At 64.0% G+C, this 13212-nt stretch carries 14 protein-coding genes; 4 read left to right on the top strand and 10 right to left on the bottom strand.

From position 1 onward, the window contains the following. Positions 1-117: 117 nt before the first annotated feature. From ACWAT4_RS38540 to soxX, 7 genes are read right to left on the bottom strand one after another with little or no spacing between them, the layout of a single operon-like run. Positions 118-576 carry a DsrE family protein gene (locus ACWAT4_RS38540; protein WP_449729487.1) on the bottom strand — a complete coding sequence of 153 codons (459 nt, stop codon included), beginning with the start codon at positions 574-576 and terminating at the stop codon, positions 118-120. A 2-nt stretch (positions 577-578) separates the two neighbouring features. Next, a complete protein-coding gene (gene soxB, locus ACWAT4_RS38535) occupies positions 579-2324 on the bottom strand; it encodes a thiosulfohydrolase SoxB (protein ID WP_212424372.1) in 1746 nt (581 codons plus the stop codon). 46 nt (positions 2325-2370) lie between these two features. Then, positions 2371-2676, bottom strand: a complete 306-nt coding sequence (locus ACWAT4_RS38530; protein ID WP_212303353.1) for a hypothetical protein — start codon at positions 2674-2676, stop codon at positions 2371-2373. Beyond that, positions 2673-3536, bottom strand: a complete 864-nt coding sequence (gene soxA, locus ACWAT4_RS38525) for a sulfur oxidation c-type cytochrome SoxA (protein WP_212303354.1) — start codon at positions 3534-3536, stop codon at positions 2673-2675. Before soxA ends, ACWAT4_RS38530 begins: the two co-directional genes overlap by 4 nt. Continuing rightward, entirely contained in the window at positions 3536-3847 is a 312-nt protein-coding gene (soxZ, locus tag ACWAT4_RS38520) for a thiosulfate oxidation carrier complex protein SoxZ (protein ID WP_449729486.1), read from the bottom strand. The genes soxA and soxZ overlap by 1 nt, the downstream gene beginning before the upstream one ends. Before the next feature lie 14 nt (positions 3848-3861). Next, positions 3862-4347, bottom strand: a complete 486-nt coding sequence (gene soxY / locus ACWAT4_RS38515) for a thiosulfate oxidation carrier protein SoxY (RefSeq protein ID WP_212303356.1) — start codon at positions 4345-4347, stop codon at positions 3862-3864. Positions 4348-4369: 22 nt separating this feature from the next. Then, positions 4370-4726 (bottom strand): sulfur oxidation c-type cytochrome SoxX, encoded by a 357-nt coding sequence (gene soxX / locus ACWAT4_RS38510; protein WP_212303357.1) that lies wholly within the window; start codon positions 4724-4726, stop codon positions 4370-4372. Between the two features lie 235 nt (positions 4727-4961). On the opposite strand from soxX, the gene ACWAT4_RS38505 reads away from it, so the two are divergent. Further along, entirely contained in the window at positions 4962-5636 is a 675-nt protein-coding gene (locus tag ACWAT4_RS38505; RefSeq protein WP_212303358.1) for a DUF938 domain-containing protein, read from the top strand. Between the two features lie 12 nt (positions 5637-5648). Here ACWAT4_RS38505 and ACWAT4_RS38500 read toward each other — a convergent pair whose 3' ends face one another. Continuing rightward, on the bottom strand, positions 5649-7718 hold the full coding sequence (locus tag ACWAT4_RS38500) for a prolyl oligopeptidase family serine peptidase (RefSeq protein ID WP_449729485.1): 2070 nt from the start codon (positions 7716-7718) through the stop codon (positions 5649-5651). 198 nt (positions 7719-7916) lie between these two features. On the opposite strand from ACWAT4_RS38500, the gene ACWAT4_RS38495 reads away from it, so the two are divergent. Together ACWAT4_RS38495 and ACWAT4_RS38490 are read left to right on the top strand one after the other, a co-directional pair. Further along, a complete protein-coding gene (locus tag ACWAT4_RS38495; protein ID WP_212303360.1) occupies positions 7917-9164 on the top strand; it encodes an MFS transporter in 1248 nt (415 codons plus the stop codon). A 189-nt stretch (positions 9165-9353) separates the two neighbouring features. Beyond that, on the top strand, positions 9354-10589 hold the full coding sequence (locus ACWAT4_RS38490; protein ID WP_449729484.1) for an MFS transporter: 1236 nt from the start codon (positions 9354-9356) through the stop codon (positions 10587-10589). Between the two features lie 124 nt (positions 10590-10713). Here ACWAT4_RS38490 and ACWAT4_RS38485 read toward each other — a convergent pair whose 3' ends face one another. Continuing rightward, complete coding sequence (locus ACWAT4_RS38485; RefSeq protein WP_212303362.1) at positions 10714-11208, bottom strand: VOC family protein; 495 nt, start codon at positions 11206-11208, stop codon at positions 10714-10716. A 90-nt stretch (positions 11209-11298) separates the two neighbouring features. Continuing rightward, positions 11299-11844 (bottom strand): carboxymuconolactone decarboxylase family protein, encoded by a 546-nt coding sequence (locus tag ACWAT4_RS38480; RefSeq protein ID WP_212303363.1) that lies wholly within the window; start codon positions 11842-11844, stop codon positions 11299-11301. Between the two features lie 137 nt (positions 11845-11981). Between ACWAT4_RS38480 and ACWAT4_RS38475 the strand changes: the two genes are divergently transcribed. After that, positions 11982-13181: an acyl-CoA dehydrogenase family protein gene (locus tag ACWAT4_RS38475; RefSeq protein ID WP_449729483.1), complete on the top strand. Its 1200-nt coding sequence runs from the start codon at positions 11982-11984 to the stop codon at positions 13179-13181. The last annotated feature ends 31 nt before the right edge of the window (positions 13182-13212 follow it).

The raw sequence follows: 13212 nt of genomic DNA, 5'->3' as shown, positions 1-13212 counted from the left end.
CCCCAGGGAGTAGTTTGACGAAGATCACGTCGTTCGGTACGCCGACTGCGGCGGACGAGAGGTCACGCGGTGGGCCCCGGCCTTCGCCGGGACGACAGCGGAGGGTGTGGCCAAGACCTACGGCCTCACCACCGTGTACCCGTTCTCCGCCAGAAACAGGATCTGCCCGACCCCCACCTGCACCGGCGTCGCGGCCGGGATGAACTCCGGCCGCTTGCCCGTCTCCCGCGCGATTGTGTCGATGGTGTTGAGGCAGATATCGAAGCGCACGCCCTGCGCGATCAGGCTCTCGACCTGCTTGCGGCGCTCGCTGCCTGACAGCAGCAGATCGATGCCGGGACCGAAGGCGACGACCTCGACCGCAATCTTGTCGGGGTCGTAGGCCTTCAGGAGATTGTTGGCGACGCTGAGCACCAGCGCCTGCTTCTTCACATCGCCATCGGAGAGCTGGAGCACGATCTTGTGCTCGGCGAACGGCTTGTCCTGGAGCGGCACCTGCTGCGCAACAGCGAGCGGCATCGCCGCCCAGGCGAGCAGCGCCAACAGCATCGCGCGAAAAATCTTGAACCGCATCATTCCTATCCTGCGATGCCCGGATTGCCGTCGACGCCTTTCAGGGTGACGCCGGTGCCGAGCCGCTCCTGAAGCATCCGGCCCGAGCGCAGATATTTGGCCACGACATCCCACACCGCAGCGCCCTGCTGGTCGTTGACCGAGGCCCAGCCCGCAACCTTGTAATGTCGGTTGGCGCTCAGCGCCTTGCCATTGTCGAGCTTGAGCTCGGAGATGCGGCTGCCGATCGCGTTGGTGGGGCTGCAGGCGTAGCTGAGTCCGCCGGCGCGTACCATGTCGCCGCCTTGCTGGTAATACGGATCTGCATTGAAGAGATTGTCGCAGACGTCTTCCAGCACGTCCTTGATCTGCGAACCGGTCATTTCCTGCACATAGGTCTCGGGATAGGTGATCGCGGTTTCCGCGAGCACATCCTCCATGGTCAGCGGCTGGCCCGACAAGGTGGTGACACCCCAGCGGAAGCCGGGCGACAGCGCGATCTCGGCGTTGAGCTCGGTTCGCAGCGCGGTGCAGATCAGCTCGTCGATGGGGCCTGCGAAATTGTCGCGGCGATAAAATAGGCGATCGGGCGTTGCGATCTTCTCCGACCAGTCCGTCACGTGCGGTGCGCGCAGCTTTCCGATCAGCTCGGCCATCGCAGGATCGGGCTTCAGCAGTTCCGAATAGACCGGCAGCAGATGGTATCTGATGTCGCCGACCTTGCCCTTGTCGAGCGCCAGATCGAGCACGGCCAGAAATTTCCCGTTGGAGCCGGCGTTGGTGACGAGCGTCGTGCCGGCGGCGTTCTTCACCGGGATGGGCTGCGGCACGGCATCATGGGTGTGGCCGCCGAGAACGACGTCGATGCCGGTGACGCGGCTTGCGAGCTTGAGGTCCACATCCATGCCGTTGTGCGACAGCAGGATCACCGCATCGACCTTGTCTTTGCCGCGCAATGCGTCGACATGCTTTTGCAACTCTTCCTCGCGGATGCCGAAGGTCCAGTTCGGCGTGAACCGCTTGGGGTGCGCGATCGGCACGTAAGGGAAGGCCTGGCCAATGATCGCGACGCGATGGCCGGCGAGCTCCTTGATGATCGATGGCTTGAATACGCGCCCTGTCGCCTTGTCGAAGGCGGGCGCGTCGTTGAACGCCGCTTCCTCGGTCAGGAAGACGTTCTGCGCCAGAAACTCGCCCTTGAAGTGCTCGAGATTGTCGCGGAGCGCCTGCTCGCCATAAGTGAATTCCCAATGCCCGGTCATCGCCTCGATGCCGAGCAGATTGGCGACCTCCACCATGTCGCGGCCCTGCATGATGTTGGCAAGGCCCGTGCCCTGCCAGAGATCGCCGCCGTCGACCAGCATGGCGTGCTTCTCGCCGACATCACTGCGCAGGCGGTCGATCAGTGTCTTCAGATGGGCGAAGCCGCCGAGCTTGCCGAAGCGTCCGGCGGATTTTTCGAACTCGACACAGGTGAAAGCGTAGGCATCGGCGCTATCGGGCCGGATGCCGAAGCGCTCCAGGAAGGCGCGACCGACCAGATGCGGCGGCCGTCCCGCCATCTCGCCGATGCCTATATTGATGCTGGGCTCGCGGAAATAGACCGGGTTGAGCTGCGCATGCGTGTCGGTGGTGTGAAGGATCCGCGCATTGCCGAAGCGTTCGATGTCGTAAATGCTGGCGGCTTCAGCGCCGCGCGCCAGCCGGGGCAGGCTGAGCGAGGTGGCGACAGCGGTTGTACTCTTCAAAAAGTCGCGGCGGCGGATCGCCATCACACATTCTCCGCGCCGGTTCTCGGCAGTTCCACAGGGTTCGAGTCTAGCGGATTTCCATCGCCTTCCAGGCTTCTTTTTCAGTGGTTGCCTGGACAATCGAGGCTTTCGCCAGCGCCTCGGCTTCCTTGGCTACGGCCACGGCGCGGTCGAAATCGCCGCCATCGCCCGCCTTCTTGGCGGCCGCCAGCGTCGAGACGGTCGTGGTCCATTGGTTGCGCATGCCGGCTGCCTCCTTGGAGGCGGCCTCCGCAGCGGCATAGGCCGCCTTGTAGTCTGCCTCGGTTGCCGCGCGCGCCGCCGGCGCGAAGCTCAGAGCAAGCAACATGGCCAAGGTAAGTGACCGCTTCATGGCCGCGCTCCCGGGCCCGATATCGGCAGGCCGTTGGCGACGTAGGACAGGAAATATTCGACGTCGCGATATTCGTCCGACTGAGGCTCCAGCGGAACCGCGCGGGTCTGGCTGTTGCAGGTGATGAAGCGCCGGCTGGTGGTGCCCATGCCGCTCCATTCGGAGCGGTAGATCGGCATCGCGTTCAAAATACCGAGCGCTGGCGCCAGAATTTCGGCGCGGATGCGTTCGCCCGGGCTCTGCACGTGGCAGCTCGCGCAGGAGAAATTCATCTGGCCGCGACGGGTGTAGAAATAGCGCTTGCCGTTCTCGAACGCTTCGAGCGCGCGCGGGTCATCGGGAATCCTGATGTCCATCGTCTTGCCGCGCGACGTGAAGGCCATGTAGGCGGTGAGCGAGGCCATCTCGTCCTTGACGTAGGAGTAGGGCGCTTCGCCATTGGCCTCGCGGCAGCGGTTGAGCGCGAGCTCCAGCGTAACGACCTTGCCTTCCTTGGTGTCGAAATAGGGATAGTTCTGACGGACGCCGATGCCGCCATTCGGGAAGCAGTCGGCATAGGTCTTGCCGTTCTTGAACGGCGTCGCAAACATCTCCTTGCCGGCGTCGAGCGCGAACTCGTAGGGCGGGAATTCCTCCTTCTCCTGCCACTGTCGCTTCATATCCTCGTTCAGGGAATAAGGACCGTTGACGAAATCCTCGTGCTTCACGTTCGGAAATTTCTGGAAGAAGAAATTCTGGAACGCCCTGGCGTCAGCGACGGGATCGACCTTGTCGGCTGCGCTCACGCGCGGAGACGCGAGCACGAACGCGACGAGCGCAGCGCTCAACGAGCCAAGCAGGAAGGAGGTGCGGGCCTTCATCACGCGATCTTCGCGGTGGTCTCGTCGGACGCACCCTTGTTGTCGGTCCAGGAGATCTTGAGATCGTCGCCCTTCTTGGCGCCCTTGAAGCTGAACTTGAGGTAAGGATCCTTGGAAACCGCGGTGCCCCAGTTGGCGACGAAGACGTCCCTGCCGTTACATGCGAATTTCAGCTCCTGGATGTAGTGCGCTGGGATCAGCTCGCCCTTGGCGTCCTTGACGAGGCCGGTATTCATGGGATGCTGGATCAACGTCTGCACCTCGGTGATGTCGCCGTTGGATGTTGCGCGTACTCGAATGCTGGATGCCATCGGACCGATCCTCCTTAACCGCCGCAGCCGCCGACGGTGACCTTCACTTCCTTGGTCGCGCTGTAGAGCTTGCCGTCGGCTTCCACGATTGCAGTCACGCTGCTGGTCTTCGCCATCTTCAGGCGGTTGGCGACAGCGGGAATCGTGCCGTCGGGAAACTTGTAGGACGCCGCCAGTGCGTTCGGGTTCTCGGCCACGAAGAACGAGATCGAGGTGACCTTGTCGAGCGTCGTCGCGACCGAGATCGGCACGACCCCGCCGTTCTCGGCGATCTCGGGCGCATCGAGCTTGATCTTGTCGGACGGCTCGGCGGTCCTGCCATAGAGCGCCTTGATCGCATCCGCTTCGTTCTTCAGCTTGAACGCTTCTTCCGGATATTTGTCGTTGGCCGCGGCGCGCGCGGGCGCAAACGGCAGATTGCCGAGGCCGATCAGGGCGACCGAGACCGCGCCTTGAAGGATCAGGCGCCGCGTCGGATGAGGGCTGGTGTGCGTGGTCATCTGAAATCTCCTGGGCCGACCGTTACAGCGTCTGCAGGAAATCAACGATCGCGCTGATCTCCTGGTCGGTCAAAATCCGGTTGCGGCCGAACGGCGGCATCATGGTCTGCGGGTTGCGCTTGGTCTCGTCGAACAGGATCGCGGCCAGCTCGTTGCGATCGGGATACTTGACCTTGAGGTCCTTCAGCTCGGGCCCGATCGTGCCCGGCAAATCACCGCCCTTGATGACGTGGCAGGTCAGGCAATTGCCCTTGCCGCGGTCGAAGGCGAGCTTTTGGCCTTCGGTGACGGTCGATTGCGCCCATGCCGGGCGCGCGGCAAGTCCGGTGAGGACGACCAGCGAAAGCAGCAGGGCGGACTTGCGAGGAAAGGCGGTCAAGGCGTCGTTCCGAAGCGTTAGGTTGAGGGTCTCGTTCGCAGAAATATAGTGCTCAAAGCACAAAGGACACACCCTGACAATCAAGACTATGCAGGCTGCAAAATGGCGTTAATATCTGCCGCATTGCAACTGACGAGATAGGTCGTTCATCAAGCCGGGTTTAACCGGCAATTGTTCGGGGCGTTTGGTCCTTGCTCGCGTTTTCGTCTGCTTTTTCGTTTTCCGGGGACATCGATTGGCTGAATATGTCGTTGAATTTGGTAGGGACGGCGGGAGAGTCGAGCCTGACGGCCGCCTCGATGCGCCTGCTTTCCATCGCAATCACGAGCCGCTCTGGGGCGCGCTCGCTAAGCACCTCATTGGGCGGTCGGGCGACGTGGTCGAGGTCGGCAGTGGAACCGGCCAGCATGTGGTCCATTTCGCCGGTCACACGCCCGATCTCGTCTGGTGGCCGAGCGACCTCAACCAGCGCCACGTGAAGAGCATCGAGGCCTGGCGGGTGCATTCGGGCCTGAAGAACATCCGCTCACCCCTGCGGATCGATCTCGCCGATCCCGACTGGTGCCCGGAGATGAAGAGCGGACAGGGGCCGACCAATCTCGCAGCCGTGTTCTGCGCCAATGTCATCCACATTGCGCCCTGGGCCGTGGCGGAGGGCCTGTTTGCCGGCGCCAGCCGTTACCTGCGGTCCGACGGCGAGCTGTTCCTCTACGGTCCGTTCAAGCGCGACGGCAAGCACACCGCGCTCAGCAACGCCGTGTTCGATACGTCGTTGCGCGAAGGCAATCCCGAATGGGGCGTGCGCGATGTCGGCGATGTCGAGGCGCTGGCGCGCGGTGCGGGCCTCAGCCTCGTCGATACGATCGGCATGCCCGCAAACAATCTGACGCTGGTGTTCGCGCGCGGGTGAGGCGCGACGCCCTCACACCTCGCCGTCGCGCCACCCGATCCTCTCCTTCAAGAACTGAAAGCCCAGCACCTGGAAGCCGGCGCGCTCCTTATTGTCCTTGCCGTAGCCATGCCCGCCGGCGGCCGGCTCGTAGAACCAGGCCTCGTAGCCCATCGCCTGGAGCTTTGCGGCCATCTTGCGGGCGTGACCGGGATGGACGCGGTCGTCGCGCCGCGTCGTGGCGATCAGGATCGGTGGATAGGGCTGGCCGGGTATGGCGTTGTGATAGGCGGAGTAGGTCTTCAGCCACTCCCATTCCTCCATTTTGTCGGGATCGCCATACTCCGCAATCCAGCTCGCGCCTGCGAGCAGCTTCGTGTAGCGGCGCATGTCGATCAGCGGGATGGTGCAGAACAGCGCGCCGAACCGTTCGGGGTAACGCACCAGCATGTTGGTGATGAGGATGCCGCCATTCGATCCGCCCTGCGCGGCGATTCGCTTCGGCCTGGTCACGCCGCGGCGCACGAGATCGGTGGCGACGGCGGCAAAATCATCGTGCGATAATTTCTTGCCAGCGTAGCGGCCGGCATCATGCCAGCGCGTGCCGAACTCGCCGCCGCCGCGCAGATTCGCCTGCACCGTCGTGCCGCCGCGCTCCAGCCAAAGCTTGCCGAGCGACGAATTGTACTGCGGCTTCACGGCGAGTCCGAAGCCGCCATAGGCGCTCATATAGACCGGCGCATCGCCGGTCTCGCCTGCGGGCCCGGTCTGGACATAGGGAATGCGCTCGCCGTCGATCGAGATCGCCTCGTGCTGCGTGACGATGAGGCCATCGGCGTTGAACGTCTTCGGCGCCTGCTTCAGGAGCGTCGGGCTTTCGACGCCGCGCTCGATCAGCATCAGCGAGGGCGGCGTGAGCGGGTCCTGCACATTGGCCAGCAGGTCGCCATTGCTCTCGGAGTCATAATGATCGAAGCGCCAGACGTCGACCACGCCGATCCCGGGAAGGCCACGCAGCGTCTCGCGGCTCCAGCCGGCCGGCGACGGCGTGCAGATCTCGAACACCGGCCGCAATTCGTCGAGGATGGACAGCAGCAGCTTGCCATCGGCCCAGGAAAATCCCTGGAGGGCGCGGCGTGCGCCTGGCTCGAACAGGATCGCGAAGTCGCGATCGCCTGCGAGAAATGCCGAGAGCGAGATGCCGAGCACGCTGTCCGCCACATAGGTTCGTCCGGCAACGGTCCAGTCCTCTCGCAGCTTGATCGCGAACCAGTCGCGATGTGCCTGCATCCAGACGTCGGTCGGCAGGTCGAGTTGCGTGAGCGTGCCGGTGGCATCACGAAGCCAGATCGCAAAATTGAAGAAGTCGACCTGATCGATGATCCAGGCGCGCGGCGCCGCACCGGTGTCGTCGACCCCGCAATAGACGCGCATCCGGTCGGCGGTGGTCTCGAAGATCACTTCCGCCTGTTCGATCGGCTGCCCGCGCCGCCACAGCCGGACCGTTCTGGCGTAGCCGGATGTCGTCGCCATGCCCTCGCCATAGGCACTGGAGAGCACGAGCGTATCGGGATCGAGCCAATCGACGCTGCCCTTCGCTTCCGGCAGGACGAAGCCATCGCTCACGAAGCTCTTCGTCTCTCCGTCGAATTCGCGCAACACCACGGCATCGCTGCCGCCGCGCGACAGGCTTAGGATAACCCGCGAATATTTGGACCGCGAGGTCGTCCAATTGAGCAGCCAGTCTTCGCCTTCCCGTGCCGCAAGCTCGTCGATGTCGAGGATGGCTTCCCATGACGGCTCAGCTTTGCGAAATTCGTCGAGCGTGGTGCGCCGCCACAGGCCCCGCGGATGGTCCGCATCCTTCCAGGTGTTGTAGAGCAGGCCGCCACTTCGGCTCGCATAGGGAATGTTGTCCGGACGATCGTAGATCGCCGCGAGCAAGTCGCGATCGCGTTCGAAGGCCGGGCCGCCGAATTTGTCCAGCGTCAGGATGTTCTGACGCTCGACGAAATCGAGCGCGCGGGCGCCTTCGACCTCCTCCAGCCAAAGCCAGGGATCGTCGTCGGGAGCGCTGACCGTAGGCCTGTCATCGACGGACATGAAAAAAACTCCCAAAAATCGCGGCGGATAGGATTTGATCGAGCGCAAGCCGTCAAGAGCGCGGGCCGGTATCATCGGCTCGATTGCGTCGGAGGCATGGCCTGCGCCCGTTTGCGCCGGTTGCCCGGTCCTTTCGGCCCGTCCATAGTGCCGGGAATCAACCCCCCGCTATAAATAGTGCCTTGGGCGGAAATGCCGATGTTAGACGTGACTTCGACCCATGAGATCGCCGATGACGCCCGCGCGCGTGCCAATGTGGTGCGCCTTGCCGCTGCGCAGGCCCTGACCGGCGCCAACTCGGCGGTGATCTTCGCCACCGGCTCGATCGTCGGCGCCACGCTCGCGCCCGACATGTCGCTCGCGACGGTGCCGCTGTCGATGTACGTCGTGGGCCTTGCCGCCGGCACGCTGCCGACCGGCGCGATCTCGCGCCGCTTCGGCCGCCGCTGGGCGTTCGTGATCGGCACCGGCTGCGGCACGTTCACCGGCCTGCTCGGCTCGTTTGCGATCCTGCACGGTTCGTTCGCGCTGTTCTGTATCGCGACCTTCCTCGGCGGCCTCTACGGCTCGGTGGCGCAATCCTATCGCTTTGCAGCCGCCGACGGCGCCAGCGCGGCCTACCGGCCCAAGGCGGTGTCGTGGGTGATGGCGGGCGGCGTGTTCGCCGGCGTGCTTGGTCCGCAGCTCGTGCAATGGACCATGGATGTCTGGTCGCCTTATCTGTTCGCGTTCAGCTTCCTGGTCCAGGCCGCCGTCGCGCTGATCGCGATGGGTATCGTCGCCGGCGTCGACATGCCGAAGCCCGCGCCCGCTGATCTGCATGGCGGCAGGCCGCTTCTCACCATCGTGACACGGCCGCGCTTCATCGCAGCCGCACTGTGCGGCGTCATCTCCTATCCGATGATGAATCTGGTGATGACCTCGGCGCCGCTCGCGATGAAGATGTGCGGGCTGAGCGTGTCCGATTCCAATTTCGGCATCCAATGGCACATCGTCGCGATGTACGGCCCGAGCTTCTTCACCGGCGCGCTGATCGCGCGCTTCGGCGCGCCGAAGATCGTGGCTGCCGGGCTGCTGCTGGAGGCCAGCGCCGCCGGCATCGGGCTCTCGGGCCTAACCGCAATGCATTTCTGGGCGACGCTGATCGTGCTCGGCGTCGGCTGGAATTTCTCCTTCATCGGCGCCTCCGCTCTGGTGCTGGAGACGCATCGCCCGCAGGAGCGCAACAAGGTGCAGGCCTTCAACGATTTCCTGGTGTTCGGCATGATGGCGATCGGCTCGTTCTCCTCCGGTCAGCTGCTCGCCAATTATGGCTGGTCCGCCGTGAACCTGGTCGTGTTCCCGCCGGTGGTGCTCGGCCTCGTCGTGCTCTCATTCGCGTCCTGGGCGCGCCGCCGCAAGGCGCGGCTCGACGCGGCCATGGGCGAGTTCCCGGACGCGATCTGACTGCGCGATCTGAATTGGCAGGAGGCTGTCAGCAACGTTGATACTTCGATCGCTGTCGAAGTGATTTTCGGATGAGGGTTCATTAGATGATGCGTCATGGCCGGGCTCGTCCCGGCCATCCACGTCTTAGGACGTCGAAGAAGGAACGTGGATGCCCGGGACAAGCCCAGGCATGACGGAGTAGGCAGCATGCTCGACAATCCTCAGACTCAAGCGCTCGACGAATCCTCGCTTCACTACCAAGGCTGGCGCATTGTCGCCGTCTGCTTCCTGCTCGCAACCTTCGGCTGGGGCCTCGGCTTCTACGGCCAGAGCGTCTACGTCGCCGAGCTGCAGCGCGCGCGGGGCTGGCCGGCCTCGCTGATCTCCTCCGGGACAACGTTCTTCTATCTGTTCGGTGCGCTGCTGGTCGTCTTCGTCGGCGAGGCCGTCAGAAAATATGGCCCGCGAATCTGCCTGATCGCCGGCACGCTGGCGATGGCGGCAGCTGGCGTCGCGATCGGCGCGGTGCGCGAGCCCTGGCAGCTTTATCTGGCGGATGCCGTGCTCGCCTTCGGCTGGGCCGGCACCAGCCTCGCCATGATCACCAACACGATCAGCCTGTGGTTCGACCACAAGCGCGGCATGGCGATCAGCCTGGCGCTGAACGGCGCCAGCTTTGGCGGCATCGTCGGCGTGCCCTTGCTGGTCACGCTGATCGGTCATGCCGGCTTTGCCAATGCGATGTATGCGGCTGCGGGCGCCATGCTGGTGCTGCTGGTGCCGGTGATTTTGCTTGTCGTCGGCCGGCCGCCGGACCTCCATGGCTGGCACGGGGCGGCGAAGGCAAGGCCGCAATCATCGGCGCAGATCCGCGCATGGGCGCTGCGCGATGTCGGCTTTCTCGCGGTGACGATCGCCTTCGCGCTGGTGCTGTTCGCGCAGGTCGGCTTCATCGTGCACCTGATCTCGTTCCTCGATCCCGTGATCGGCCGCGAGCGCGCCGCCGTGGCGGTCGCAGTCCTCACCGCAATGGCGGTGGTCGGCCGGGTGCTGTTCTCGATGGTGATCGATCGCCTCAACCAGCGGCTGGCGTCGGCGCTCTCGTTCCTGAGCCAGGCGGCGGCGCTGTGCGTCGTCATCAATCTGCACAATGATTACGTGCTGATCGCGGCCTGCGCCGTGTTCGGCTTCTCCGTCGGCAATCTCATCACGCTGCCGTCGCTGATCGTGCAGCAGGAGTTCGATTCGGCCTCGTTCGGCGTGCTGATCAGTTTGAACACCGCGATCAACCAGGTGACCTACGCGTTCGGCCCCGGCGTCGTCGGTGCCTTGCGCGATTGGTCCGGCGGATACACGCTGCCATTCTATCTCTGCGTCGCGCTGGAAGTGGTGGCCGTAGCGCTGATCATGGTGCGGGGCGCTCCGCGAACGAAGGCTGCGTAGAGATGCGACGCCGTTTCCACGCATTCCGTCATTGCGAGCGAAGCAATCCAGGATCCCTCCGCGGAAACAATCTGGATTGCTTCGTCGCAAGAGCTCCCCGCAATGACGGAGGAGAGAGCGGAGTTCACGTCTCGCGCTGCCTCAACAGCGCCTCCACGTCCAGCCGCTTGGTGACCATCGCGAGCTTCCCATCCGGCCCGAATGGCCATTGCTCCCGCGGCTTGTCCCAATACAGCTCGACGCCGTTCTGATCGGGATCGCGCAAATACAGGGCTTCGCTGACGCCGTGGTCGCTGGCGCCGTCCAGCGCAATGCCTGATGTCAGCACCCGGTGCAGCGCGTCCGCCAGTGCCGCCCGGGTCGGATAGAGGATGGCGGTGTGAAACAGTCCGGTCGTGCCTGGCGGTGGCGGCGAGCCGCCCTTGCTCTCCCAGGTGTTGAGCCCGATGTGGTGATGATAGCCGCCGGCCGAGACGAAGGCTGCCCCCGAACCCATGCGCTGCATCAGCTCGAAACCAAGCACGCCGCAATAGAAGCCGAGCGCGCGATCGAGATCGGCGACCTTGAGGTGGACATGGCCGATGCGGGTGCCGGCGGCGACGGGTGATGTTTGCGACATGTGGCTGCTCCGTGTCTGAACCCCACTTAATCCGGGCATCGGGACAGTGCCACTGGCTGATCCCGAAACCCAGCGTTTCCCGATGCGAAACTATGACAGCTCCGCCACCTCGCCCTCCGGCAGCTCGAACTCAAAGGTGTTCAACGTCATCGACACCATCGTGTAATAGCCGCACAGCCCGATCACCTCGACCACACCACGTTCGCTGAGCAGCTTCACCGCCGCGTCGTAGAGACCCTTCTCGACGCCGTGGCCCTCGTGCAGCGATTTTGCGAGATCGTAGATCATCTTTCCCTTGGGGTCGTCGAAATCGGGCGTACGGCGGTCGCGGATCGCGTCGATGATCTCCACCTTCATGCCGCCCGCCAGCGCGAGGCGCTTATGCGCATACCATTCGTAATGCGCTGTCCAGTGCCGCGCCGTCACCAGGATTGCGATCTCCGAAAGCTTGGCCGGAAAAATCGTGTCATAGCGCAGCACTTCGCCGAGCCGCGTGGCGTGACGGGCCATGTCAGGACTGTTGAGCCAGGCCATCATCGGCGCCGGCGGCTTGCCGCGCTTGCCGGCAATGGACTCGTCATAGGTTTGCCGCTGGCTCTCGCTCATTTCGCCAGGCGAAAGAAGTTTCAGGCGCATTCTCGTTTCCTCTTTGTTTTCAAGCACCGTCGCGCTGGCGAGTATAGCGGATGACACGACACGGAAGTGGTTGAATTCCGCAGTGCGATGGCCCAGAGTCGCGCCCAACAACTCGATTGTGATTGATGGAAGCGACCATGAGTGAGACCGACACCGCCGAACTCGAACAATTCCGCAGCGAGGCGCGCGCCTGGCTGGACGCCAACTGCCCGCCGGAGATGCGCAAGCCCGCAACGTCGGATGCCGACGTGTTCTGGGGCGGTCGCAACGCAAAATTCTCGTCCGAGCCGCAGCGCATCTGGTTCGAGCGCATGCGCGACAAGGGCTGGACCGTGCCGGACTGGCCGAAGGAATACGGCGGCGGCGGTCTCAGCGCCGCCGAGCACAAGGTGCTGCGCTCCGAAATGGCCAAGATGGGCGCGCGGCCGCCGCTGTCGAGCTTCGGCATCTGGATGCTCGGGCCGGCGCTGCTGAAATACGGCAACGAGGCGCAGAAGAAAGAGCATCTGCCGAAGATCGCGGCGGGCCTGATTCGCTGGTGTCAGGGCTATTCCGAGCCCAACGCCGGCTCGGATCTCGCTTCGCTGCAGACCCGCGCCGAGAGCGACGGCGACGATTTCGTCATCACGGGGTCGAAGATTTGGACCTCCTACGCCAACTATGCCGACTGGATCTTCTGCCTCGTGCGCACCGACTCGGCTGCGAAGAAGCACGACGGCATCAGCTTCATCCTGTTCGACATGACGTCGAAGGGCGTGACGACCAAGCCGATCCTCTTGATCTCCGGCTATTCGCCGTTCTGCGAAACCTTCTTCGACGGAGTCCGCGTGCCGAAGTCGCATGTGGTCGGCACCGTCAATCGCGGCTGGGACGTCGCGAAATATCTGCTGCAGCACGAGCGCGCGATGATCTCCGGCATGGGTGAGCGCGGCGTCGGCCGTCCGCTCGGCCAGATCGCTGCGGATTCGGTCGGCTCGGATGCGCGGGGCAAGCTCGACGATTCCATGCTGCGCGGCCAGATCGCGACATTCGACGTCGACGAAGCCGCGCTCGCCGCCTGCGCCGAGCGCGCGGTCGATCTCGCCAAGGCGGGACAGGCGCATCCGGCATTTTCATCCGCGATGAAATATTACGGCACCGAGCTCAACAAGCGCCGCTACGAAATCCTGATGTCGGCCGGCGGCGTCGATGCGCTGGAATGGGAAAGCGAACGCTCGAAGCAGGGCGCTCGTCCGCGCGCCTGGCTGCGCACCAAGGCCAACTCGATCGAGGGCGGCACCAGCGAGGTGATGCTCGGCATCGTCGCCAAGCGCATCCTCGATTTGCCGGGGGCGTAACCCCACCGTCGTTCCGGGGCGTCGCGAAGCG

It is taken from the genome of Bradyrhizobium sp. T-1 (genome assembly GCF_053592855.1).
The sequence above is the reverse complement of the archived record's forward strand: the minus strand, read 5'-3'. Positions and strand labels throughout refer to the sequence as shown.

Coding starts and splice junctions, on each gene's coding strand:
- ACWAT4_RS38490 (WP_449729484.1), top strand. CDS start 9,354: ATGCTCGACAATCCTCAGACTCAAGCGCTCGACGAATCCTCGCTTCAC.
- soxZ (WP_449729486.1), bottom strand. CDS start 3,847: ATGGCATCCAGCATTCGAGTACGCGCAACATCCAACGGCGACATCACC.
- ACWAT4_RS38530 (WP_212303353.1), bottom strand. CDS start 2,676: ATGAAGCGGTCACTTACCTTGGCCATGTTGCTTGCTCTGAGCTTCGCG.
- ACWAT4_RS38485 (WP_212303362.1), bottom strand. CDS start 11,208: ATGTCGCAAACATCACCCGTCGCCGCCGGCACCCGCATCGGCCATGTC.
- ACWAT4_RS38540 (WP_449729487.1), bottom strand. CDS start 576: ATGATGCGGTTCAAGATTTTTCGCGCGATGCTGTTGGCGCTGCTCGCC.
- ACWAT4_RS38500 (WP_449729485.1), bottom strand. CDS start 7,718: ATGTCCGTCGATGACAGGCCTACGGTCAGCGCTCCCGACGACGATCCC.
- soxB (WP_212424372.1), bottom strand. CDS start 2,324: ATGGCGATCCGCCGCCGCGACTTTTTGAAGAGTACAACCGCTGTCGCC.
- ACWAT4_RS38475 (WP_449729483.1), top strand. CDS start 11,982: ATGAGTGAGACCGACACCGCCGAACTCGAACAATTCCGCAGCGAGGCG.
- soxA (WP_212303354.1), bottom strand. CDS start 3,536: ATGAAGGCCCGCACCTCCTTCCTGCTTGGCTCGTTGAGCGCTGCGCTC.
- ACWAT4_RS38480 (WP_212303363.1), bottom strand. CDS start 11,844: ATGCGCCTGAAACTTCTTTCGCCTGGCGAAATGAGCGAGAGCCAGCGG.
- ACWAT4_RS38495 (WP_212303360.1), top strand. CDS start 7,917: ATGTTAGACGTGACTTCGACCCATGAGATCGCCGATGACGCCCGCGCG.
- soxY (WP_212303356.1), bottom strand. CDS start 4,347: ATGACCACGCACACCAGCCCTCATCCGACGCGGCGCCTGATCCTTCAA.